Below are 23,392 nucleotides of genomic sequence, written 5' to 3'. Positions count from 1 at the left end.
GAAAATAGCTAAACCGTTGTTATTTAAAAGTTGAAAAGCAATAAATATCAAAGGTTTAGCAAGTGAATTATCATATAAAAGAAGTATTTTGGTCAAGTATTTTATCATTCTTAAAATTACAAAAAGGTATACATACCAATGATGCAGATAAATTAAGATTATTTATTGAAGCAGTATTTTATGTATTACGTACAGGCTGCCAATGGAGGATGTTACCATTTTATTATGGTAAATATAGATCAATACATAAGCGTTTTAAAGATTGGTGTGATAAAGGCATATTCTCTAGATTATTTAAGTCAGTACAAAACCCTGATTTACAAGAAGTTATGCTCGACTCAACAATAACAAGAGCGCATGCCTGTTCTACAGGATATGACAAAGATAACAACCAAGCAATTGGTAGATCAGTTGGAGGGGTAACCACCAAGATTCATGCTATGACTGATGCTTTAGGCAACCCAATGGAAATATTACTATCAGAAGGTAAAACTCATGATAGTAAAGTAGCTATAGACTTACTGCAGAATGTATATAATACAAAAGTTATTGCTGATAGAGCATATCATTCTAATGAGATTAGAGAACATATTCAAAACATATCCTCTGAAGCTGTTATTCCTTGTAAATCAAATACTATAAACCCTATAGGTTTTGATATTCAAATATATAAAGAAAGACATTTGATAGAGAATTTCTTTTCTAAAATCAAACATTTTAGAAGAGTGTTTTCCAGATTTGATAAAACCGTTTCCGCATATCTAGGAATGATTAAATTAGCTTGTACTTTTATTTGGCTACGATGAGAATTTATTTTTGTGCACAGAACCTAGTTTTATAAACTTATAAGGTTTTAAACTATTAAACCATATAGTAATCAAGTAACTTGAGCTCTAGCTTTCCAAGTCGGCTTTTATAGGTCAAAAAATGATTGAATTTAAGATACTACTTTAGATAGACAACTTTAGATTTTAGCTCTTTTCAATGATACTTATAGATAATAATTCACGATACTTTAAATAGTATTTTATTTTCTTATACGCCATGTACGAGTTTAATTAATAATTTTATCAAACTGTAATGGATTAAGAGGATTTATTTTTAGGTTAATGGCATATGCTACAGTGTAAGCCAGTATTTTTCTAGCTACTTTTCTACTAAAATGCCAAAGTTTTCTAGCTTTTATATTAGCAATTCCAAATCTATCAGTCAGTTGTCCAATAACTGTTTCTATAAGCCTTCTTGTTGAGACAAGCATTTTGACAAAACATTTATCCCTATCATCTTTCATATTAGATCTTAAAGGAGTTTGTAGATTAATACCTTGAGCAATCAAATTACCTTGTAATTCAAAATCTATAAGTCCTTTATCGGCTATAACCAAACCTTTTATATCACTAACTAACTCAGGAAGAAGCTTTCTTTCATCAATCTCTGCAGAAGCAAAAGTATAGGTAGTTGGAATTCCTGTCATACTAACTAACAAGTGCCCTTTGAACCCATAGTACTTTTCATCTTTAGCTGCACAATAACCATAATCTGCCTCACTTTTAAATAGCTTGGTTTTACTTGATCTTTTATAGTGGCACACAGGCATTGGGAAACCATCAAACAAATGTATATCATCACTAAATGCACCTAACTGTTTAGCTAAGTTATTTCGCATAATATTTTTGATTATAGATAGATTAGATGCTTGTGTTACAAAGGTTTTGCGACTACCAATGTTAGGAAACCATTCTAACCAATGAGTACTAAAATATTTCCATATTTGTTTATCATGATTAAGCCCCGAGAACTCTCCGACTATCTCCATAGTTATAACTTCCGAGTCGGACAATTTTGGCATAGGTCCTTTAGATCTTAATCTTTTAATAATAACTTTTTGATAAATATCTTCTACTAAACAGTAAACACTGATGATAAAATCCTCTGTAGACATAGTTTGTTCGTTTATTTGTTTTTTTTTGAATTATTCTATGTCTATTTTTTTATTTATTAAAATTTAAACTCGTACATGGCGTTTTCTTATATATAACTTTATAATTATGCTAATTTGATTATAAACTACATATAAAATGATAATAACAAAAGAAGTTGAATATCGTGGAGATGGTGTATTATTAAAAGGTTTTTGTGCATATCCTGATAGAGGGTCGCATCTACCTGCAGTACTAATAGCTCCAACATGGGCAGGTCGCGATAAATTCGCTTGTGATAAAGCAATAGCAATAGCAAAAAAAGGCTATCTTGGCTTTGCTATAGATCTTTATGGAGATGCTAAGGTAGGATTATCAAAAGAAGAGAATGCTGCTCTAATGAACTCTTTATTAGAAGACAAGTATGCACTTATGACAAGACTTAGAACAGCATATAGCGTAGTAAAAAAAATACCTAGAGTAGATAAGTCAAATATCTCTGCAATTGGCTTTTGCTTTGGAGGTAAATGTGTTCTAGATATGGCAAGATCTAATATGCAGCTAAAGGCAGCTATAAGCTTTCATGGCTTGCTTGATTCAACAATTAACAAAGAACAAAACATCGACACCAAAATACTGGTCTTACATGGTTATAATGATCCAATGGTGCCACCTGAACAAGTTAATAGATTCCAACAGGAGATGGATAAGCGTAAAGCTGATTGGCAATTGCATACTTTCGGTAACACGTACCATGCCTTTACAAATCCAAGTGCTAATGACTTTGAGTTTGGTACTGTTTTTAATGCGACATCAAATAAAAGAGCTTGGAAATTAGCTGAAGATTTTCTTAGAGATGCTTTTGTAAGTGGATTCCCATTCTAAAACTTTAGAAATTTATTTAATAAGTCCTATATAAGGAAGTTCTCGATACTTCTCATCAAAGTCTAGGCCATAACCAACAATGAATTTATCTTCGATTTCAAAGCAAACATAGTCAAGATCCACTTCTCTTTCTAACCTTGCTGGCTTAAATAACAAAGTAGCAAATTTTAACGTTTTAGGGTTATATTTGTTTATACCTTCCATTAATTTATGATAAGTATGTCCAGTATCAACGATATCTTCAATTATTATGATATTTTTATCTTTAACAAACTCTTCTTTAAGCGATGTCTCTGTTAGAGTTACCTCGCCAGAGCTCTTTGTTCCTGAACCATAAGATGAAGCTGTAATAAATTGTGTTCTTAGATCTACTCTTAGCTTTCTTACAAGGTCCGCGAAGAACATAAATGATCCTTTTAAAACACATACAAGAGTAACCTCTTGACCAGAATAGTCTTGATTGATCTCTTCAGCTAACTTAGTAACAGCAGCTTCAAGTTGTTCAGATGTTATATAAACATTAGTATTTTCTGCAGAATAACTCATAATTAACCTTTTTTGAAATAATCTTCGAAGAATAAAATTTGTTCTCTAGATGGTCCATATGCTAATGAAGAAATGGGAATACCAATATGATTCTCTATAGTCTTAAGGTATGTTACAAGAGCGTCCGGCATATTATTTTTAGTAACCTTTTCATCAATTGAGAAGGGTTCTAAATCAACTAATATTGGCTCAACTTTATATAAGTCTATACCAGGATATGCACAATATATCTCTTTACCTTCATATTTATAACCAATACAAATTTTCAAAGTATCCATGTCTGATAATACATCAACTTTTGTCAAAGCAATCGATGTAAGGTTTGAACACTTAGCAGAATATTTAAGTAATGGTAGGTCTAACCAACCACAACGACGAGTTCTGCCAGTAGTTACACCTATTTCACCACCCTTACTTTGAATAAAGTTACCCACATCATCAAAAAGCTCTGTAGGGAAAGGTCCCTCACCAACTCTTGTTGTATAAGCTTTTGTAATCCCGATTACATGATCTAAATCACTTCCAGCTGTTGTAGCACCAGAATAAACACCTGCAACAGAAGTGTTTGATGATGTTACAAAAGGATATGTCCCATAATCAACATCTAAAAGTACACCTTGAGCACCTTCATAGACTATATTTTTACCTTCTGAGATAGCTGAATCTATAATCGAAAAAGTATCTTTTGCATATTGCTTAAGCTTTTGCCCTAAAGAATAAAGTCTTTCAAATTCTTCATCTATTGATGGGTATTCAACCTTATATAAATCTCTAAATAATGTCTCTTTTTCAGCTAAAGATATTTCTAATCTTGATCTTAATAAGTCCTTATCAAACAGGTGTTTAAATTTAATCGCTTTACGCGATACTTTATCTTCATACGCTGGACCAATTCCTTTGCCTGTTGTGCCTATTTTTTCAGTAGTGCTATTTTCTCTAACAGCATCTAATAACTTATGATAAGAAGTAATAACAGTACAAGACTCTGAAACAAAAAGATTATCTGCAGAGATATTTATACCAGTTTCTTGCAAACGTGCAATCTCACTATCAAGAGCAACAGGATCTAGAACTACACCATGACCAATTACACACTTCGTATGCTTATGTAAAACACCTGATGGAATAAGATGTAAGAAGGTTTTCTTACCATCTACAACCAGTGTATGACCAGCATTATTACCACCTTGATAGCGTACAACTAAATCTGATTTTTCTGCTAAAGTATCTGCTATTTTACCCTTACCTTCATCGCCCCATTGAGCACCAACGATTACAATTTTTGACATATTAAAACTGAGTATTATGACATTAAAGTTTAGATATATATTATGGTAATATATTAGCAACAATTTTGCTAGTAAAATATAAATTGGCAAAACTATTTTAGGTAGGCTTTTATCATTAATAATTGTTATAATAGCTATTCAAATTATAGCTTTAACCATCAAAACAAGGAATAAATACATGTCGAAAATAAAAAGGGTTCTAATATCTGTTTCAGATAAAACAGGTATTGTCGATTTTGCCAAAGAATTAGCTAAATATAATATAGAAATTCTATCAACCGGAGGAACATCAAAAGCCCTAAAAGAAGCAGGTCTTAATGTCAAAGATGTATCTGAACATACTAACTTCCCAGAGATTATGAATGGACGTGTAAAGACACTTCATCCTCTTATCCACGGAGGCATCTTAGCAGATAGAGATAATTCAGAACACCTTCAAGCAATGCAAGATAACAATATTGGCCAAATAGATATGGTTGTTGTTAACTTATACCCTTTTGTTAATACAGTTAAATCTGGCGCTGATTTTGATACATGTATCGAAAATATTGATATTGGTGGACCATCAATGGTTCGCTCATGTGCGAAAAACCATAAGCATACAGCTATAGTTACAAACCCAAACCAATATGAAACTGTAATAACAGAAATGGCTCAAAATGATGGTCAAACAACTCTACAAACACGTAAAGAGTTTGCTAAAGAAGCTTTTGCTCATACTGCTGAATATGATAGTCATATTGCAAATTGGTTTAGCAAAGAGTTAGATGAAGAGTATCCAGAAAAGCTTTTCTCAGTAGGAACTCTTAAGCAAGTCCTAAGATATGGTGAAAACCCACATCAAAAAGCTGCTGTATATTCTACAGATACAGATTGTGTAAGCATCACAAATGCTAAGCAACTACAAGGTAAAGAGCTATCATACAATAATTTAAATGATGCTGATGGTGCATTTGAAATGGTTTGTGAATACTCTGAACCATCTTGTGCAATTATCAAACATGCTAACCCTTGCGGCATAGCTTCTGGCAAAAATGCTCATAAGGCTTGGAAAAAAGCTTTAGCTTGTGATCCAATTTCAGCATTTGGTGGTATTGTTGCATTTAACTGTGAGGTTGATAAAGAATTTGCTGAGTCTTTAGGCAAAATGTTTTTAGAAGTAATAATTGCTCCTAGCTATACTCAAGAAGCCTTAGAGGTTTTAACTGCTAAGAAAAACTTACGTGTACTAGAGACAGGTAAAGTTTTTGATACAAAATCATCACGCATGATAAGCAAAAACATTCATGGTGGAATACTATCACAATCTTATGATAATGGTGGTGTAGATATTAATGACTGTAAAGTTGTTACAGATAGAGCTCCCACAGATAAAGAATGGGCTGATTTAATGTTTGCATGGAAAGCTGTTAAATATGTCAAATCAAACGCTATTGTATATGCTCGAGATACTCAAACAGTTGGTATTGGTGCTGGACAGATGTCTCGTGTAGATTCTGCTAGAATTGGGGCTGAGAAAGCCGAAGCTCATGAAGGTGCTAAAAACTCAGCTGTTGCATCTGATGCTTTCTTTCCATTCGCTGATGGTCTAGAGGAATGTATCAAAGCTGGTGCAACTGCAGTAATTCAACCAGGTGGATCTAAGAATGATCAAGAAGTTATCGATGCTGCTAATAAAGCTGGTATAACTATGGTCTTCACAGGAATGAGACATTTTAGACATTAATATCAATTCTTTATTTTCTTAACTATTCTCTTTGATCTAGCATAGTTTTACTCTACGACAATGCCGATGTTAACAACGGCGATATAACTAAAACAATACCGATAAAAATAATAAAATAAATACTTTTAGTCCGATACTTCTTTAAGCTTGGAGTTTTAAAAACAATATACGCAGGTACTAAACATCCTAATATTCCAAATATTGGTCCAGATAAAGGTACTAGTTTATATATTGGTGCATTAAAAACTATCGAAAGCCATGTTAATAGAAATATAATAACAACTACCACAGTATTAAGACTAAATAAGCTTTTACCTTCAATAGCTAAACCATTCTTTCTAAATTTTCCTCTCAAGATACCTCTTAAAGACTCTTCCATCCCCGCTAAGATACTTAGAAAAGAAGTTAAAATAGCACATAAACTGATAATAATTCCACAAACATATAATATATCATTTGACTGGCCCTGCTTCTCTAGCAATATAAATGCTGACTGATTGCTCGCTGTTGCTGCTAATGCTTGAGTTTTTGGAATAACTAAAGAGAAGGATAATACATAAAAACCTATAATTACAACCAATATAACAAATGCTATACTCATCGTCCTAAGAGTTTTATTTAAAATAAAACTTTTATCCTTACAACGGTAATGTGATCTATAACCAATAACCATTGGACTTAGAGACTGGATAAACAAAATTGATGTTAATGAAAACGGCAACATTATAATACTTTTAGCAATAAATTCACCACTGCTAGAAGGTAGTTCTAAAAGGTTACTAGTTGACCATAAAGGAATTAAACATATAGAAACTATGATAATTGATACAACTAGTACAGCTACTAAAAGTGTAGATATCCGCACAAAAAGCTTCTGACTCTTAACTCCTAAAAATATCAGAATAATCATCAAAATCCCACTATATAAAGCGCTTTGCTCAAGATGTGGATTTGTAGTTAATTTGAACATATATAGATATGATGCTAAAGACTTTGCAACAACCTCAGCATATATCACTGTCCATATAATCATCATAAGAAGATATAAAGCGCCTAAAAAAGCCGACCATTTACCTCCTAACAACTCAGCAACGACTTCTTTATAATCTTTAGGCTTTTCAGATTCAAATAATGTTTGTATATAAAGCTTTTGAAAAAGATATATACCTGGATAGGCTATTAATATTGATACCATAAAAACGGTAAAACCTACTACACCCACACTTACAGGAACAAGGACAATTCCAGCACCCACTGCCATTCCTATACTGACAACAAGCCAGCTAAGGTCGAATTTATTAAATTTATAAGTTTGAGACACTAATACTTTTAAGGTAGAAAAAACGTATGTATATTCTTACATTTTTTAATAGTGATTTAAATAAAAACTCTTTTTATAAAGCTATTGTTTAACCCATACCAATTTACTTGTATCATACCCTAGCCCTTTAGCTTTCTTAATAAAGTCTTGTTTTACGCTTTCTGGGACTGTTTTAGTTCTAGAAAGTAGCCATAAATAGTTTTTATTATCACCGACAACATAAGCATATTTATAATTATCATCTAATTTAAATACAACATATGCTCCATAAAAAGGTCTAAAGAAGGAAACTTTTAAAAATGCCGTATTTTTATTCTCAACAAATTTTGCAACTCCTGTTGCATAACTTCTTTTACCAGTGGAAGGTGTAACACCACTATTTACCACCTTTATTGAACCATCAGGATTCAAACTATACTCAGCGTAAACATTTGTCATGCCTTTTTCAAAACTATTATCAAAACGAGCTATTTCATACCATTTACCTAAATATTTACTTGCCTGAAAATTTTTGACAGGCTTTATATTATCCGGTTTTGTTACACATCCAGAAAGTAGTAGCATAGAAACACTTACCAATATTATAAATAACTTTTTCATATTTAAACTGCTTTTAAATTTCTAATAGATACACAATATAGTAAACTAAATACTTGTTATAGGAATAGTTAAAATTTTTTAATATTATGGAACTAAGTTACTTTGATTTTCTCAAAAAAAATGACCTTACAAATTATAAGCTATTTATTATAACTGGAGATGAGCCGTTACAAAAACATAATATTATTGAAAAAATAACCAAAACATTTAAGCAGAAAGATTTTGAAATATCTTATCATGATCTAACTGAACAAAATCTTGATATTTTATATAATGAAACAGATAGCCTAAGCCTATTCTCAATGGATAAGTTTATCCAATTTAATTTTGATAAACCGCCACAAAAAAATCTTCAGAACGCTCTAACTGAGAACTTACTAAGTGATGATGAAAATGTTTACTTGCTTGTTTTTAGTGGTATGAAAAAACAAAACACTTCGGCAAAATGGTTCCAAAGTCTTGCAAATAAGGCTATACATATAAAAATATATCAGCCAAACTTCACAAATGCTGTGAATATCATAGACAATGAAATATCAGATTTAAATCTTAATATTACTAGACAGGCAATAGAACTTTTAGCACAAAAAACAGAAGGGAACCTTATTGCCACAAAGCAAATACTTAAACTCCTATCAAGACAGAATACACCTTCATTTGATGAGAACTCAATACGCCCTTTTCTTCATGAGCATTCAAATTATGATGTGTTTGATCTTTCTGAGGCAATACTTAAGCAGCAAAGAACCAAAGCTTTGAAAATTTTAAACAATATTTTAAATGAAAATGATAAGCCTCCTTTAGTATTATGGTGTCTAAAAAAAGAACTAAGAATCCTTTCACAACTAAAAAACACGCAAATAACATATCATCAGAAGATATTTAAAGACAATAATATTTGGCAGTCAAAACAAAAATTTTACACAAGTTTGGCTAATAAAATTGATTCAGACACAATATCACGTTGTTTAGAAATGTGTCTTGATACTGATCTATCCATAAAAGGTGCTAAAAAAGCAAATACTAGATTACAGCTAAATGAAATAACTTTTCAATTATTCAACTAATTTAGGGTTGCGTTTTATCATAACTTATGATTTTTTTATAAACTTAGTGCTGTTGTCATTTACTTTTTTTAGACACTTGATATCATTTATATGAGCCAACAAAAGTTAAGGAAGCTAACGTAAAAATGAAGACAATGACCGCAGAATATATCTGGATCGATGGTACAGATCCAGTGCCTGAGCTTAGATCAAAAGCACGAGTTTTACCTTTCAAAGAGGTTAATAACGCCCAGGATTTCCCTGAATGGAGCTTTGATGGTTCATCAACAAACCAAGCTACAGGTAATGATTCAGATTGTATAATCAAACCAGTCAATTTTGTAATTGACCCTTTAAGAGAATGTGGTTATATCGTTTTATGTGAAGTTTATAATCCAGACGGAGAGACTCCTCATAAAACTAACAATAGAGCTAAGCTAAGAGAGATTCTAGATAATGCTGACGAAGACCATGAAATGTGGGCTGGATTTGAGCAAGAATACACTATGTTCAAAGATGGACGTCCTCTAGGCTGGCCTACAACTGGCTTCCCTGGTCCTCAAGGTCCATATTATTGTAGTGCAGGTGCTAGCAAAGCCTTTGGCCGTGATCTAGTAGAAACTCATATGCAAGCTTGCTTAGATGCTGGAATTTTATTCTATGGAATCAACGCTGAAGTAATGCCTGGTCAATGGGAGTTCCAAATTGGTTACAGAGGTGTTGAAGGTGAAGATGCAGGTATATTAAACGTATCTGATCATACTCATATTGCTAGATGGTTACTAGAAAGATTAGGTGAAGAATATGATATAACTATTTCATTTGACAATAAGCCTATTAAAGGTGATTGGAATGGCGCTGGTTTACATACTAACTTCTCTACTAAGAAAACTAGAGATCCTCAACAAGGTAGACAAGCAATCGCAGATATAGTTAAGAACCTAGAAAAAAATCATGCTACAGATATTCAAAACTATGGATTCAACCTACATGAAAGATTGACTGGTGAATATGAAACATCAGATATGTCAACTTTCAGCATTGGCGATGCTGATAGAGGTTGTTCTATCAGAATTCCTAGACCTGTAGCATTAAAAGGTTATGGGTACTTTGAAGATAGAAGACCTGGTGCAAACTCTGACCCATATTTAGTAGCTATAGCTCTTGCAACAGCTACTACTAACTAATATTTATTCAAACAATATATCTCTACCTATATTAAAATCACTTTTTTCTGTAGAATACACACAATTACTACTCTTTAAACAACTATACAAATAGAGGGCTTAATAATGACAAGTTACTCAACTAGTGAAGATTATTGCAAAAATATTTTTGATGCTATTTGTGATAAAGATGGGTTTATTACTAAAAATGATATTCTAGATGCTTTAGATGAGTCCGGCATAGTTACAGATGATCCTAGAATTAGCAAACTTATAACAAAGTTAAATACATTTTCACGTATTGACAAAATTGATTTTGAAACTTTCTTAGATTTCAGTTCTGATAGTATTAGCCTTATTGAAAAATCTATTAATAAGGGGTTTATAATTCCTGATTTTAAAGATTTTAAAAAAGAGATTATCGAAATATATAATGAAACTCAAAAAAATGAATCTGGACAAAATGCTAATTACATACCTCAGTTAGCAAGGGTTGATCCAGACCTTTTTGCAGTAGCCTTTTGTAGTGTTGATGGTCAAATGATTACCCTAGGAGACTATCTTCACCCTTACTGTGTACAGTCAACAGCAAAAGCAGTAACATACTGCATAGCAACTGAGCTAAACGGTGAAGAAAAAGTTCATAAACATGTCGGTAGAGAGCCAAGCGGTATTACATTTAATGCAATAGCTCTAAATAAACATAATCTTCCTCATAACCCTATGATTAACTCAGGTGCTATTATGACCTGTTCACTAATAAAACCTGAGTGGAATCTTGCTAATAGATTTGAATACATTACTCAAATCTGGAAAGATCTTGCTGGTGGCGAGTCAACTGGTTTTGATAACGCAACATATCATTCTGAAAAAGAAACAGCAGATAGAAACTATGCTCTAGCACACTATATGAAAGAAGTTGGTGCTTTTCCTGAAGGTGCTAACATCCACTCTGCTTTGGATTTTTACTTTCAGACATGTTCTATACAGGTCAACGCAAAAAAAATGGCAAAAATAATGTCTTCTATTGCAAATGGAGGTATATGCCCATTAACTAACAAGAAAGTATTTTCTCCAACTACTGTACGTAACTGCTTATCAATGATGTATTCATGTGGCATGTATGATTTCTCTGGAGAATATGCTTTCTCAGTTGGCCTACCTGCTAAATCAGGAGTTTCTGGAGCTTTGGTTATAGCTATACCAAATGTTGGAGGATTTGCTATATTCTCACCTAGATTAGATACTAATCATAACTCTGCTAGAGGAGTTGAGTTTAGTAAAAGACTGGTTGATAAGTTTAGTTTTCATAATTATGACCACATAGATTGTAGTAATAAAATCAACCCTGTAGAAAATCGTATGATTGCCGAATCAAACCTAACATTTGAACTAATTTGGGCAGCTAGTACTGGAGATATTTCAGAAGTTAAAAGAGTTGTTGTCCTAGGAGCTGACATAAATAAAGGTGACTATGATGAAAGAACAGCTCTACACTTAGCTGCAGCTGAAGGTCATTTAAATGTTGTTCAATATCTTATTAATAAAGGTGCTGATATTAACGCTAAAGATAAACGCAATAAAAAACCTATTGATGATGCTAAAACTAATGGTAATATTGACGTAGTTAAATTTCTTGAAAAAATCTCTGATCAATAAATGAATCTCACTATTATCTACATTACATATATATTAGTAGTCTTATCACTATTCTCCTTATGGTTCAAAAAATATAGAAAAATTAGTAATATAATATTTGGCCTCTCACTAGTTTTAGCTTCCATTAGTGGAATGATAAATTATATAGGAGCATTAATAGTTATTGCCTCAGCAATACTTATTTACTTAAACTTTAGATACGAAAAACCAAAGATATTTACTCTTATTTTATTTGCTATAACCGCAATATTTTTATTGCTTAACTATATGCATATCTTACCTGGCTTTAATAATTTATGTATTATCAAAAATGTACAGATTTCGTCAGATGCAATTCCTTTTACACTATATTTAAACTATAACTCTTTAGTACTTACATACTTTATATTAGTGCTCTCATCAGAAATTAACTTACTAAATACACTAAGCAAAATATTACCTACTTTGAAAGCAGGACTATTATATGGTTTAATAGCGATATTAATATTATTACCAATAAGTTATACATTTAGTTTTATAAAATATGATTTTAAGCTAACTAATTACACTTTAATTTTTATTTTTGTAAACCTAATATTTACATGTATTCCAGAAGAAGTGTTTTGGCGTGGGTTTGTTCAAACAAAAATTCAAAAATATACTAATTCAATAGTAAGTGTTTTAATTACATCTCTAATTTTTGCTTCAATACACATTATTTTTGCTGGTATATTCTTTGCAGTACTTGCTTTTATTGCAAGTATTATTTATGGTCTGACATATATCAAAACTAAGAGAATTGAAGTTAGTATTATCTGCCATTATTTAGTTAATGTTGGACAATTTATCTTTTTTACATACCCTATATTAACTAATGCTTATCCTAATTAATTTTCTCTTATTTTAAAATAGTCATTATTGCTTTTAATTTAATTTTCAGATATCTTTGGTACTTAGAAACTTTAACAGCAAAGGCTAACTAAATGAGTAAATATGTAAACAAACTATTATCAATAGTTGAAATGTTCATCTTTGGTATTCGTTGGATTCAAGCCCCAATATACCTACTTTTATCACTAGTTCTATTTGGTTTTATCTATGAGATATATCATGAGCTATATCATTTATTTACTTCTTTTAAAAATTTCAATGAAGACCAACTAATTATACTTGCACTAACTCTCTGTGATGTAGTACTAGTAGCTAACCTTGTTGTAATAGTAGTAATCAGTGGTTATGAGAACTTTGTAAGTAAAATGAATCTTGATAAAAAAGATGGTGGTCAACCTGTTTGGATAAAGAAGCTTTCTCCAAATGCTGTGAAACTAAAAATTGCTGGATCTATTATAGGGATATCATCAATATCATTACTTAAAAAATTCTTAGAAGTATCTCAGACATCAGATAGAGATCTAGCATGGTCCGCAGCAATCCATATTGTATTTGTAGTTTCAGCACTACTAATCGCATATACTTCATATATAGAAGGCAAATCTCATAAAGCTAGCTATGATGATGAACATTAAATTAATATAAATTACCTTTTAATAGCTACTACTGTTGGAAACATTTTCTGACTATCATAAATTATTTCTTTGATTTCAAAACCACAACTAAATAAAATCTGACGAAATTCATCTTCAGCATGAGTCTTTGTCCAAGTCACATTTAAAATGTCCGCAAATATTTGCTTGCCAAATTTAGCGTTCTCTAATTTTTTAATACTAACATCCTCTAATGATGCTATAAAGCTAGAAACAATAATGCCTCCCTGCTTTAGAGAGTTATTTAAAATTTGGAAAAACTTTTGCACCTCATTATTTGTTTTAAGATAAATATTAAGACCATTACTAACAACTGCATCATAATGATTTTTAACATCCATTTTAAAAACATCTTTAACAATATAATTAACACCTTCTAACTCTGCTAAACCACTTTGAGCTGCACAACTACTATCAAGATCATAAGCATCAATATTAAAGTTCTTAGATAAAATTAATTCTCTGGAGAATTCAGGTAAAAGCCCAGCCGGTACAGATAATATTTTAGAGTTATTTGGTAAGTCTATGATCTGCTGCTTAAAGATTTGATATCTTTCCTGAGTAGCAATAAATATTGGTGGTATAGTTATAAGCTTTTTCTCAAAATCACTATCATAACCACCTTTATTTTGAGTTATAACTTTTGTCCAATATGCATCTAGACCTCTATTCTGAATCAAAAATCTGCCCAGAGGACAACTCTCTAGCTGATTCAAAAGTCCTAGTAAATTCTCATCATTTGCTATTCTAAACTTAATTTCATCATAAGCATCATTATAGTCAGTAAATACACCATGACTAATTATTTCTTTAGACATAAACTTCCTTATTAATTTAAAAAGTGATTTAAGAATATTTTTAAGAATTTAGACTACTCAGGCTTCATATGAGGGAATAATATTACATCTCTAATAGATTGTGAATTTGTTAGATACATTACAAGTCTATCGATACCAATACCTTGACCTGCTGTTGGTGGCATACCATACTCAAGAGCTCTAATATAATCTTTATCATAAGGCATAGCTTCATCATCGCCAGATGCTGCTGCTTCAACTTGCTTTCTAAATCTTTCAGCTTGATCTTGTGCATCATTTAACTCAGAGAAACCATTAGCAATCTCACGCGCGCCTATAAAGAACTCAAATCTATCAGTAAACTCTGGATTACCATCTTGTCTACGTGCCAATGGCGAAACTACTGCTGGGTAGTCTGTAATAAATGTTGGCTGAATAAGCTTATGCTCTACAGTTTCTTCAAATATTTCATTTATTAAGTGTCCAAGCTCATGGAAAGTTTCAACCTTAATATTTAATCTATCGGCAACTTTCTTAGCTGAATCAAAATCTGCTAGATCTTGTTTTGAGATATCCTCGTTATATTTAATAATTGAATCAACCATTGAGATACGCTCATACTTACCACCGAAGTTGATTTTATACTCACCATACTCAAGTTCTTGAGTTCCTGTAACTTCTTGTACAAGCTTAGAAAGCATATCTTCTGTTAAATCCATAAGATCATTATAGTCAGCATACGCCATATAGAACTCAAGCATTGTAAATTCTGGATTATGTCGTGATGATACGCCTTCATTTCTAAAGTTACGATTTATCTCATAAACACGCTCAAAACCACCAACAACTAATCTTTTTAAATAAAGTTCTGGAGCAATACGTAAATATAAAGGCATATCTAAAGCATTATGATGAGTCTTAAATGGCTTAGCTGCTGCACCGCCTTGTAAAACATGCATCATTGGAGTTTCTACTTCCATAAAGCTCATACTATCAAAATAATTACGAATAAAACTCACCACTCTTGAACGAACTTTAAATACTTCTCTAGCTTTTTCATTTGTAATTAAATCAACATATCTTTGACGATATCTAGTTTCTTGATCTGATAAACCATGGAACTTATCAGGAAGAGGTCGAATCGCTTTGGTTAAGATCTCAAAATGATCTGCATGGATTGATAGCTCACCAGTATTTGTTTTAAACATAGTTCCAGAAACACCGACTATATCACCTAGATCACATAGGTTTTTAAAAGTATTATATTGACCCTCAGGAAGATCACTTTTCTTTAAATAAATTTGTATTCTACCTGAGAAATCTTGTAAAGTAATAAAAGAGGCTTTACCCATTACTCTTCTTAAAACAGCCCTACCAGTCACTTTATAAAGCTCTTTTGGCTCTAATTCTTCTAGCTCTTGCTTTGATTTTTCAGAATATTTTGCTTGTAAATCTGCAGCAACAATATTTCTTCTAAAACTATTTGGATGACTAATGCCATTATTTTGCTCTGCAAGTGTTTGTAGCTTTTCTTTTCTTAAAGCCATTTGTGAGCTTTCTTGCATATCTGTAATGTGCTTTTTAACAAGCCCCGCCACTTTTGTCTTAACTTGCTCATTTATTTCGTTAATATCTTCTAAAGATTTACTAACCTGTTCTCTTATTTTTCCTCTAACAGCATCTTTAACTGTTATATCATTAGCATCTAAGTATTCTTTTATCGATGTTTTTATTAAATCTTTTAATTTGCTACTCATTTTTATACCTTTTGTTTAAACTAATAAAAATAGCTGTCATTCTACGGCTTGACCGTAGAATTCCTATCTTATAATCTCTTCATATAAGTCATGCCATTGTGAATTTACAGAATTGATTAAATCAATTTTCCACTTTCTTAGCCAAGCTTTTAATCTTTTCTCTCTATGTACTGCTGCTCGAACATCTTCAAATGATTCAAAGTAAACTAAATATTTTATAGAATATTTCTTAGTAAACCCATCTACAAGCCCATTTTTATGTTCAAAAACTCTTTTCACAAGGTTTGATGTAACACCAATATATAATGTACCATAAAACTTATTAGTCATTATATATGTATAATACATTTTTAACCCTTATAGATCCTACGGTCAAGCCGTAGGATGACATAATGCCCTATTTATAACCCACTTTTTAAGCTTGCCTCAATAAACTTATCTAAATCACCATCTAATACCGCTTGAGTATTAGTATTTTCAACTCCTGTTCGTAAATCTTTAATACGTGATTGATCAAGAACATACGAGCGAATTTGACTTCCCCAACCAATATCAGATTTTGAATCTTCAAGAGCATTTTTCTCGGCATTGCGCTTTTGCAACTCCATCTCATATAATTTAGACTTGAGCTGCTTCATCGCGCTATCTCTATTTTTATGCTGAGATCTGTCACTTTGACTTTGAACAACTATATTTGTTGGAATATGCGTTATTCTCACAGCCGAATCAGTTTTATTGACATGCTGACCACCTGCCCCTGATGCTCTATAAGTATCAACTCTTAAATCAGCAGGATTAACTTCTATATCAATATTATCATCAACCTCTGGAGATATAAAAACAGATGCAAATGATGTATGACGCTTACTATTTGAATCAAATGGTGACTTTCTAACTAGCCTATGAATACCTGTTTCTGTTCTCAACCAACCATAAGCGTACTCACCTTCAATTTTTAAAGTACATCCCTTTATACCTGCAACATCTCCATCTGATACATCATCAACAGTCACCTTAAAACCATGACTATCTGCCCAGCGCATATACATACGCATTAGCATTTCTGCCCAATCCTGAGCTTCTGTACCACCTGAGCCTGACTGAATATCAAGATAAGCATTATTTGCATCCATCTCCCCTGAAAACATGCGACGAAACTCAAGTTTTTCTATTTCAGCAGTTACATCTTGAGTATCTTTAGCAATTTCTTGCATAAGAGACTCATCTTCTTCAGCGAGTTCTAAAAGCTCTGATAAAGTTTCCAATGTTTCTGAAATATGCTCACAATTATGTACAACATTTTCAAGTTCGACCTTTTGTCTACCTAAGTTTTGTGCATACTCAGGATTGTCCCAAATAGAGCCATCTTCTAGCTCCATAAGAACCTCTGTTAATTTTTCTTTTCTAACATCATAGTCAAAGATAGTCCCGTAAAGATTCAATACGGGCCGTTAGATTTTTCAATAAAACTCTATAGTTTATAGATTCCATTTGATAATTTTTATGTTAGTTAAATTTTGTTTATAGATTTTATATTTTTGGACTTGATATTACAAATAAAGACTCACTAAAGTTATTAAAATAACAGCTTATTCTTTTACGCTAACTCTGATATCATTTAGTATAAGAATTTTTAAATAAAAAATTTGTAAATGTCATATCAAGCATTAGCAAGAAAATATAGACCACAATCATTTGCAGAAGTTGCTGGTCAACAACATGCTCTAAATAGTTTAGTTCATGCATTAAAAGCACAGAAAGTCCACCATGCTTATCTCTTTACTGGTACGCGAGGGGTTGGTAAAACAACTTTAGGTAGGCTACTAGCAAAATGTCTAAACTGTAAAACAGGTGTAACTGCAGAGCCATGTAATGAATGTGAAAACTGTATTGCTATAAATAATAACAGTTTTATTGATCTAATAGAGATTGATGCTGCATCGCGCACAGGTGTCGAAGAGACAAAAGAGATTCTTGATAACATCCAATATATGCCATCTCAAGGTCGCTATAAAGTTTACCTAATAGATGAAGTTCATATGCTGTCCAAACAGAGCTTTAACGCATTGCTAAAAACTCTTGAAGAGCCTCCAGAATATGTAAAATTTATCTTAGCTACTACAGACTATCACAAAATCCCTGTTACTATACTTTCTAGATGTATACAGCTGCACCTAAAGCATATATCTCAAGCAGATATTAAAGATCAATTAAAGATGGTTCTTTCTAAAGAGAATGTTGAAGCTGATGAACAATCTCTTGATTATATAGCATATCACGCCAAAGGAAGCCTTAGAGATGCATTAAGTTTACTTGATCAAGCAATTAGCTTTTGTGGTGGTAAGTTAGAACAATCACAAATCAAACAAATGCTAGGTATAGTAGATAGTGAAGAAATTTATACACTAATAAATGCTATTATAAATGATACTCCGGATAAGATATTGCCCGCGGTTAAAAATCTAACTCTATCTGAAGATAACGCTGAAGCTGTGCTTGATCGAATAGCGGAAATTTGGTTTAGCTGCTGTCTATATGGTATAACTCAAAGTTTAGACTCTACAAATCAAATTAGTGTAGATTTGATAAATAATATTCTTGAGAAAATAGATATTGAACAAGCCCACTTACTTTATCAGCTTACTATTTCAGCAAAAAGAGACCTTTCATTAGCGCCAAGCTTTGAAACTGGACTAGCAATGGCTATTCTTAGGCTTATAGCTTTCAAAAAAAAAAGCTTAAATAATAACAATAATTTTTCTCAATCCGATACTAACGACATTGTTAAACCTAAGAATAAAGATCTATCAGATCTTAAAAAACAATTCAGCAAATCTACTACAGCCCCTAAGCTAGTTAAAACTAATGAGACAAATATTCCACAAGATAAAGAAAAGCAGCAAATACAAGAACAAGATAGCGAACTTGATAAACACTGGTTTAACACCCTTAATAAGATAAAGCTTAAAGGCTTTACAAAAACACTAGCATTTAATAGCCACCTGATTAAGAATGACGGAGACATTTATGAAATCCAACTAAATGATGATGCTAAAAAAATTCTAGAGCTTGACCCACAAAGTATTACAAAGTTACAATCAGCTATTTGTGAATTTTTAAATAACCCAAGCTTTAGACTTGATATTAAAAATTTACCATCTCATATATCAAGTAGTTCAAACAAATCTCCTGCAGAAATAAAACGCGAGAATGCCGTACAAAAAATATACAATGACAAAAGTGTAAAATTAATAAAAGAAAGTTTAGAGTTAAATATTAAAGATGAGAATATAGTTCTGACAGACTGATATATAGTCTAGTCTACTATGAAAAGTAGTACTTGATCAAATAGCTTGCATGCACGCTATTTGCTAGATTGTATGGTCAAGCCTGACACAATGACGTACTACTTTTATATGGTTTTAGCTATAAACAGTTTTATAAATAATATTTTTAGCAGATAGATTTTACGATCAAATCTTAGAATGACATATTTCCATTAAGGTTAAATATACTCCCACGCACTTTTATCAGCAAAGATTGCGTGTAGAAGTTTATTATTAAGAGTATGGCCAGACTTAAAGCAATTAAAATGACCTAAAATATAACCACCAACATAGAAGTCACCAATAGCATCTAAAAGTTTATGTCTAACAAATTCATCATCATAACGTAAACCACCCTCATTAAGAACGCCCTCATTACTAATACCTACAGCATTATCTAAAGACGCTCCTTTTGCAAGGTTATTTTGATGCAAATATGCAAGCTGCTCATAGAAACCAAATGTTCTAGCTTTTGATACCATTTTAATATATTCATCAAGATTATACTCAAATAAAACATGATCATTAGTCGCGGCAATTACTGGGTGATCCCACTGTATTTTAAACTCATATTTAAGAGTATCACTTGGCAAAACTTCAGCGAACTTATCTTCATGCTCAACTCTTACAGGCTTTAAGATTCTAATTCCTTTTCTATCAGCAATTTGATCTACCACTCCAGTTTCTTTCAAAAGTTGCGTAAATTCATAAGAACTACCATCCATTACAGGAAGCTCAGGAGCATTAACTTCTACAAGGACATTATCCACTTCAAACATAGCAAGTGCTGACATCAAATGCTCTATTGTAGATACAGCTAAGTTTTGATCTCCTTCTTTTGTCAAAAGAGTGCACATAACAGCCTCTTTAATATTAAAAGGAGTGACTTTAATATCAACAGCCGGGCTTAAATCTGCTCTACGAAATACTATTCCTGTATTAACATCAGCAGGTTTAACCGTCATGGATACATCTACACCAGAGTGTAGACCTATACCTGTTACAGAAAACTGATTTGCTATTGTTTTTTGCTTCATTCTTAACCTCTTTAATTATAAATGATAATTAGCCTACTATAAAAAATAATCTGCTCAAACATAATTCTTAGTCCTGAATAGTCTCAGGGCTTTAGTAAGATTAATGTTTAGTATAAGGTGCTAAAATAAATTCAGCACAACAATTCTATAATAAGTTAACTATATAAAAATATCCATATTTAGATTATATATTTCAAAAAACTATATTGATATAGAACAACCTAAGATTTTAGGCTATTGTTGATTTATTTAAAGTATAAGAAAAATCTATATAGAAATTATCTTCTTCTTAAAAAACTTGGTATATCTGATTTGTCAGCTGAATCCAAATCAGGCTTCGAGCTATCACTAGATCCTACAACCTCAGTTTCCTTTCTTGCAAAAGAAGTACTTGGTTTATTACTTGAAAAGCTTGATCCTTGACTAGGAGCAGGTTTCTTCTCTACACCAAAGCCTTTTTTCATAGCAACTTTTTCTATACCAGTAACAACAACTGTTACATTCATAGAATCAGACATATCTGGATCAATAACAGTTCCAGCTATCACGATTGCTTCATCAGAAATGAAAGACCTAATAACCTCACCAACTTCTTCAAACTCACCAATAGACATATCCATACCAGCTGTAATATTTACGATTACACCCTTAGCACCATCTAAATTGATATCTTCTAAAAGAGGGCTTGAAATAGCAGCTTCTGCAGCTTCTCTCGCTCTATTTTCACCAGTTGCTTGACCCATACCCATCATAGCTAGACCCATATCAGTCATTACAGCTCTAACATCGGCAAAGTCGACGTTGATTAAACCTGGTTTAGTAATTAACTCAGAAACACCTTTCACAGCATTTCCTAATACATCATTCGCAGCATTAAATGCATCTAAAAGAGATGCACCTTTGCCAAGTACACTTAGAAGTTTTTCGTTAGGTACTGTAATTATAGAGTCAACGTGCTGAGTAAGCTCATCAATACCATATTCAGCAGCTTTCATTCTTCTAGGGCCTTCAAATGGGAAAGGTTTTGTAACTACAGCAACTGTAAGAATTCCCATTTCTTTTGCAACTTCTGCAACAACGGGAGCACCACCAGTACCTGTACCACCACCCATACCAGCAGTGATGAAAACCATATCAGCACCTTCTAATAACTGCTCAATTTTGGCTCTATCTTCTGTAGCAGCTCTTTTACCAACTTCAGGATTTGCACCAGCGCCTAGACCTTTAGTAAGGTTAGTACCAATTTGTAGAACATTTTGAACTTTTGATTTTGATAATGCTTGACCATCTGTGTTTAAGGCAAAAAATTCAACGTCAGTGACATCTTCACACATATGTTGTACAGCGTTACCGCCACCACCACCAACACCGACAACTTTAATTATGGCACTTGATACCATTGAATCATTAAAATCAAACATATTATACTCCTTTACTTTAGATTTATTTTTCTAACCTTTTTATATCTTAAAAATTATTCGAAAACCACCCTTTTACAGATGACATTATCTTTTTCTTAGACTTGCCTGTATCTTCATCAAGTTCCATCATATCTTCATCAACGCCCTGTTCAGGACCTTCTTGAGCATTTTCTGAAGCATACTTTAGTAATCCAACGACTGTTGAGTAAGAAGGGTTATGTACCACCTCATTAGCTCCACTAACCTCTATTGGACCACCGACTCTTACAGGTAACTTAAACATATCTTCAGCTAATCTAGCAAGACCTTTTAGCTTTGCTCCACCACCAGTGAACACTATACCTGATGATATTACCTCAAGTAAGCGATTTTGATCTAACTCTCTATATAGAGCCTCAAATATTTCCTCGACTCTAGCTTCTATGACTAATGATAGATCCTGTAATGATATTCTTTTTTTAGCATTACCTAAAGAATTTGGAATATCTATTTTCTCATCTGGATTTTTAAGATACTTACTTGCAGCATAACCATATTGTAATTTTAAGCTTTCTGCAGCCTCTATAGGAAGTCTAAATACTTTTGATATATCTGAAGAAATACTGCTACCACCTGTTGTAATACTCGATGTATAACAGATACCTCCTTCTGAGAATACTGAGAAACTTGTAGAGTCAGCCCCAAGGTTAACTAAACAAACTCCCATCTCTTTTTCATTTTCTGTAAGAGTTGCACTACTTGCTGCTAAATGCTCAACTACTAGGCTACTTATCTTATAGCCACAATTTGAGACACATTTTCTAACATTCTGTAATAAACGCGAAGATGCTACTATGATATGTACATTAGATTCCAACCTTACAGCAAACATCCCTATTGGTTCTGTAACACCTGCTTGACCATCAACAATATAATCTCTTTGTAACACATGAAGCATTTCAGTATCCGCAGACATTGGTACAGCTTTTGCAGTTTTTATTGCCATAGCGAGATCTTCCATACTGACTTCACCATTATCTACAGCAGCTAGACCATATGAGTTAAAGCCTCCAATGCTTGGAGCACTTATGCCTAATGTTACTTCTCTAACATCAACTCCTGCTATACTTTTAGCCTCGTCTAATGCTGCATTTAATGTTTCCATAGCCATCTCAAGATTAATTACTGAACCTTGTTTTATACCTTTAGATTTTTTCTGACTAACCCCTAGTATTTTTATACTGTTGTTTTCTGCAAGCTGACCAATCGCAACAGTTACTTTGTGAGAACCTAAATCGACCGCACAAAAATTATTATTCCCAAAACTCATTTACTAGCCCCAATTTTTAAGACAGATATTTTTTACTTGTATATACACTTACATTACATTATAAG

Annotated in this window: 21 protein-coding genes; 9 read left to right on the top strand and 12 right to left on the bottom strand. The window is 32.4% G+C overall.

Features of this window, described 5'->3' with window-relative positions:
• The first annotated feature begins 62 nt into the window (after positions 1-62).
• Entirely contained in the window at positions 63-806 is a 744-nt protein-coding gene (locus F7310_RS00920) for an IS5 family transposase (protein ID WP_072711203.1), read from the top strand.
• Positions 807-1,054: 248 nt separating this feature from the next.
• Here the strand turns inward: F7310_RS00920 and F7310_RS00915 are convergent, their stop codons facing one another.
• Entirely contained in the window at positions 1,055-1,942 is an 888-nt protein-coding gene (locus F7310_RS00915; protein ID WP_072711202.1) for an IS982 family transposase, read from the bottom strand.
• 136 nt (positions 1,943-2,078) lie between these two features.
• On the opposite strand from F7310_RS00915, the gene F7310_RS00910 reads away from it, so the two are divergent.
• A complete protein-coding gene (locus F7310_RS00910; RefSeq protein WP_072711201.1) occupies positions 2,079-2,804 on the top strand; it encodes a dienelactone hydrolase family protein in 726 nt (241 codons plus the stop codon).
• 12 nt (positions 2,805-2,816) lie between these two features.
• Here F7310_RS00910 and hpt read toward each other — a convergent pair whose 3' ends face one another.
• Together hpt and F7310_RS00900 are read right to left on the bottom strand one after the other, a co-directional pair.
• Positions 2,817-3,350 carry a hypoxanthine phosphoribosyltransferase gene (gene hpt, locus F7310_RS00905; RefSeq protein ID WP_072711200.1) on the bottom strand — a complete coding sequence of 178 codons (534 nt, stop codon included), beginning with the start codon at positions 3,348-3,350 and terminating at the stop codon, positions 2,817-2,819.
• A gap of 2 nt (positions 3,351-3,352) precedes the next feature.
• Positions 3,353-4,639 (bottom strand): adenylosuccinate synthase, encoded by a 1,287-nt coding sequence (locus F7310_RS00900; protein WP_072711199.1) that lies wholly within the window; start codon positions 4,637-4,639, stop codon positions 3,353-3,355.
• 178 nt (positions 4,640-4,817) lie between these two features.
• Here F7310_RS00900 and purH point away from each other — a divergent pair, with 178 nt between their 5' ends.
• Entirely contained in the window at positions 4,818-6,365 is a 1,548-nt protein-coding gene (gene purH, locus F7310_RS00895) for a bifunctional phosphoribosylaminoimidazolecarboxamide formyltransferase/IMP cyclohydrolase (protein ID WP_072711198.1), read from the top strand.
• A gap of 52 nt (positions 6,366-6,417) precedes the next feature.
• Here purH and F7310_RS00890 read toward each other — a convergent pair whose 3' ends face one another.
• Positions 6,418-7,626 carry an aromatic amino acid transport family protein gene (locus F7310_RS00890; RefSeq protein WP_072713504.1) on the bottom strand — a complete coding sequence of 403 codons (1,209 nt, stop codon included), beginning with the start codon at positions 7,624-7,626 and terminating at the stop codon, positions 6,418-6,420.
• A 141-nt stretch (positions 7,627-7,767) separates the two neighbouring features.
• Positions 7,768-8,286 carry a lipocalin family protein gene (locus F7310_RS00885; RefSeq protein ID WP_072711197.1) on the bottom strand — a complete coding sequence of 173 codons (519 nt, stop codon included), beginning with the start codon at positions 8,284-8,286 and terminating at the stop codon, positions 7,768-7,770.
• 86 nt (positions 8,287-8,372) lie between these two features.
• Here F7310_RS00885 and holA point away from each other — a divergent pair, with 86 nt between their 5' ends.
• The 5 genes from holA (at position 8,373) to F7310_RS00860 (ending at position 13,662) form a co-directional block, all read left to right on the top strand.
• Positions 8,373-9,353 (top strand): DNA polymerase III subunit delta, encoded by a 981-nt coding sequence (gene holA / locus F7310_RS00880; RefSeq protein ID WP_072711196.1) that lies wholly within the window; start codon positions 8,373-8,375, stop codon positions 9,351-9,353.
• Between the two features lie 125 nt (positions 9,354-9,478).
• On the top strand, positions 9,479-10,519 hold the full coding sequence (locus F7310_RS00875) for a glutamine synthetase beta-grasp domain-containing protein (RefSeq protein ID WP_072711195.1): 1,041 nt from the start codon (positions 9,479-9,481) through the stop codon (positions 10,517-10,519).
• A gap of 105 nt (positions 10,520-10,624) precedes the next feature.
• Positions 10,625-12,157: a glutaminase A gene (gene glsA, locus F7310_RS00870; protein WP_145951711.1), complete on the top strand. Its 1,533-nt coding sequence runs from the start codon at positions 10,625-10,627 to the stop codon at positions 12,155-12,157.
• Positions 12,158-12,289: 132 nt separating this feature from the next.
• Positions 12,290-13,027: a CPBP family intramembrane glutamic endopeptidase gene (locus F7310_RS00865; RefSeq protein ID WP_236939878.1), complete on the top strand. Its 738-nt coding sequence runs from the start codon at positions 12,290-12,292 to the stop codon at positions 13,025-13,027.
• A gap of 92 nt (positions 13,028-13,119) precedes the next feature.
• The gene (locus F7310_RS00860) at positions 13,120-13,662 is read left to right on the top strand and encodes a TIGR00645 family protein (protein ID WP_072711192.1); all 543 of its coding nucleotides are present in this window, start codon (positions 13,120-13,122) and stop codon (positions 13,660-13,662) included.
• A gap of 11 nt (positions 13,663-13,673) precedes the next feature.
• On the opposite strand, the gene F7310_RS00855 is transcribed toward F7310_RS00860, so the two are convergent.
• The 4 genes from F7310_RS00855 to prfB all read right to left on the bottom strand — a co-directional run bounded on the left by F7310_RS00855 (position 13,674) and on the right by prfB (position 17,725).
• Positions 13,674-14,498 carry a class I SAM-dependent methyltransferase gene (locus F7310_RS00855; protein WP_072711191.1) on the bottom strand — a complete coding sequence of 275 codons (825 nt, stop codon included), beginning with the start codon at positions 14,496-14,498 and terminating at the stop codon, positions 13,674-13,676.
• A gap of 53 nt (positions 14,499-14,551) precedes the next feature.
• Entirely contained in the window at positions 14,552-16,234 is a 1,683-nt protein-coding gene (lysS, locus tag F7310_RS00850; RefSeq protein ID WP_072711190.1) for a lysine--tRNA ligase, read from the bottom strand.
• 63 nt (positions 16,235-16,297) lie between these two features.
• Positions 16,298-16,582: a GIY-YIG nuclease family protein gene (locus F7310_RS00845; protein ID WP_072711189.1), complete on the bottom strand. Its 285-nt coding sequence runs from the start codon at positions 16,580-16,582 to the stop codon at positions 16,298-16,300.
• Positions 16,583-16,635: 53 nt separating this feature from the next.
• Positions 16,636-17,725, bottom strand: a protein-coding gene (gene prfB, locus F7310_RS00840; RefSeq protein WP_202968670.1) for a peptide chain release factor 2 whose coding sequence is annotated in 2 segments (ribosomal slippage) — positions 16,636-17,652 and positions 17,654-17,725 — 1,089 coding nt in all. Because the reading frame shifts where the segments join, the coding sequence is not laid out codon by codon here.
• A 161-nt stretch (positions 17,726-17,886) separates the two neighbouring features.
• Here prfB and dnaX point away from each other — a divergent pair.
• Complete coding sequence (dnaX, locus tag F7310_RS00835; protein WP_072711188.1) at positions 17,887-19,542, top strand: DNA polymerase III subunit gamma/tau; 1,656 nt, start codon at positions 17,887-17,889, stop codon at positions 19,540-19,542.
• 197 nt (positions 19,543-19,739) lie between these two features.
• Here dnaX and lpxC read toward each other — a convergent pair whose 3' ends face one another.
• From lpxC to ftsA, 3 genes are all read right to left on the bottom strand, one after another.
• Positions 19,740-20,597: a UDP-3-O-acyl-N-acetylglucosamine deacetylase gene (gene lpxC, locus F7310_RS00830; RefSeq protein ID WP_072711187.1), complete on the bottom strand. Its 858-nt coding sequence runs from the start codon at positions 20,595-20,597 to the stop codon at positions 19,740-19,742.
• 278 nt (positions 20,598-20,875) lie between these two features.
• Positions 20,876-22,018, bottom strand: a complete 1,143-nt coding sequence (gene ftsZ / locus F7310_RS00825; RefSeq protein WP_072711186.1) for a cell division protein FtsZ — start codon at positions 22,016-22,018, stop codon at positions 20,876-20,878.
• Between the two features lie 46 nt (positions 22,019-22,064).
• A complete protein-coding gene (gene ftsA, locus F7310_RS00820) occupies positions 22,065-23,327 on the bottom strand; it encodes a cell division protein FtsA (RefSeq protein WP_072711185.1) in 1,263 nt (420 codons plus the stop codon).
• Positions 23,328-23,392 lie beyond the last annotated feature (65 nt).

This window comes from Francisella uliginis, assembly GCF_001895265.1.
In the GTDB taxonomy this organism is placed as follows: domain Bacteria; phylum Pseudomonadota; class Gammaproteobacteria; order Francisellales; family Francisellaceae; genus Francisella; species Francisella uliginis.
Note: the sequence above shows the minus strand (reverse complement) of the source record. Positions and strands in the feature narration are given on the sequence as shown.

Excerpts from the sequence above, each read along its gene's own strand:
- F7310_RS00910 (WP_072711201.1), top strand. The coding sequence starts at position 2,079 with ATGATAATAACAAAAGAAGTTGAATATCGTGGAGATGGTGTATTATTA.
- F7310_RS00915 (WP_072711202.1), bottom strand. The coding sequence starts at position 1,942 with ATGTCTACAGAGGATTTTATCATCAGTGTTTACTGTTTAGTAGAAGAT.
- lysS (WP_072711190.1), bottom strand. The coding sequence starts at position 16,234 with ATGAGTAGCAAATTAAAAGATTTAATAAAAACATCGATAAAAGAATAC.
- dnaX (WP_072711188.1), top strand. The coding sequence starts at position 17,887 with ATGTCATATCAAGCATTAGCAAGAAAATATAGACCACAATCATTTGCA.
- purH (WP_072711198.1), top strand. The coding sequence starts at position 4,818 with ATGTCGAAAATAAAAAGGGTTCTAATATCTGTTTCAGATAAAACAGGT.
- F7310_RS00875 (WP_072711195.1), top strand. The coding sequence starts at position 9,479 with ATGAAGACAATGACCGCAGAATATATCTGGATCGATGGTACAGATCCA.
- ftsA (WP_072711185.1), bottom strand. The coding sequence starts at position 23,327 with ATGAGTTTTGGGAATAATAATTTTTGTGCGGTCGATTTAGGTTCTCAC.
- glsA (WP_145951711.1), top strand. The coding sequence starts at position 10,625 with ATGACAAGTTACTCAACTAGTGAAGATTATTGCAAAAATATTTTTGAT.
- F7310_RS00885 (WP_072711197.1), bottom strand. The coding sequence starts at position 8,286 with ATGAAAAAGTTATTTATAATATTGGTAAGTGTTTCTATGCTACTACTT.
- F7310_RS00845 (WP_072711189.1), bottom strand. The coding sequence starts at position 16,582 with ATGTATTATACATATATAATGACTAATAAGTTTTATGGTACATTATAT.
- F7310_RS00855 (WP_072711191.1), bottom strand. The coding sequence starts at position 14,498 with ATGTCTAAAGAAATAATTAGTCATGGTGTATTTACTGACTATAATGAT.
- holA (WP_072711196.1), top strand. The coding sequence starts at position 8,373 with ATGGAACTAAGTTACTTTGATTTTCTCAAAAAAAATGACCTTACAAAT.
- F7310_RS00890 (WP_072713504.1), bottom strand. The coding sequence starts at position 7,626 with ATGGCAGTGGGTGCTGGAATTGTCCTTGTTCCTGTAAGTGTGGGTGTA.
- F7310_RS00860 (WP_072711192.1), top strand. The coding sequence starts at position 13,120 with ATGAGTAAATATGTAAACAAACTATTATCAATAGTTGAAATGTTCATC.
- ftsZ (WP_072711186.1), bottom strand. The coding sequence starts at position 22,018 with ATGTTTGATTTTAATGATTCAATGGTATCAAGTGCCATAATTAAAGTT.
- hpt (WP_072711200.1), bottom strand. The coding sequence starts at position 3,350 with ATGAGTTATTCTGCAGAAAATACTAATGTTTATATAACATCTGAACAA.
- F7310_RS00865 (WP_236939878.1), top strand. The coding sequence starts at position 12,290 with ATGATAAATTATATAGGAGCATTAATAGTTATTGCCTCAGCAATACTT.
- F7310_RS00900 (WP_072711199.1), bottom strand. The coding sequence starts at position 4,639 with ATGTCAAAAATTGTAATCGTTGGTGCTCAATGGGGCGATGAAGGTAAG.
- lpxC (WP_072711187.1), bottom strand. The coding sequence starts at position 20,597 with ATGAAGCAAAAAACAATAGCAAATCAGTTTTCTGTAACAGGTATAGGT.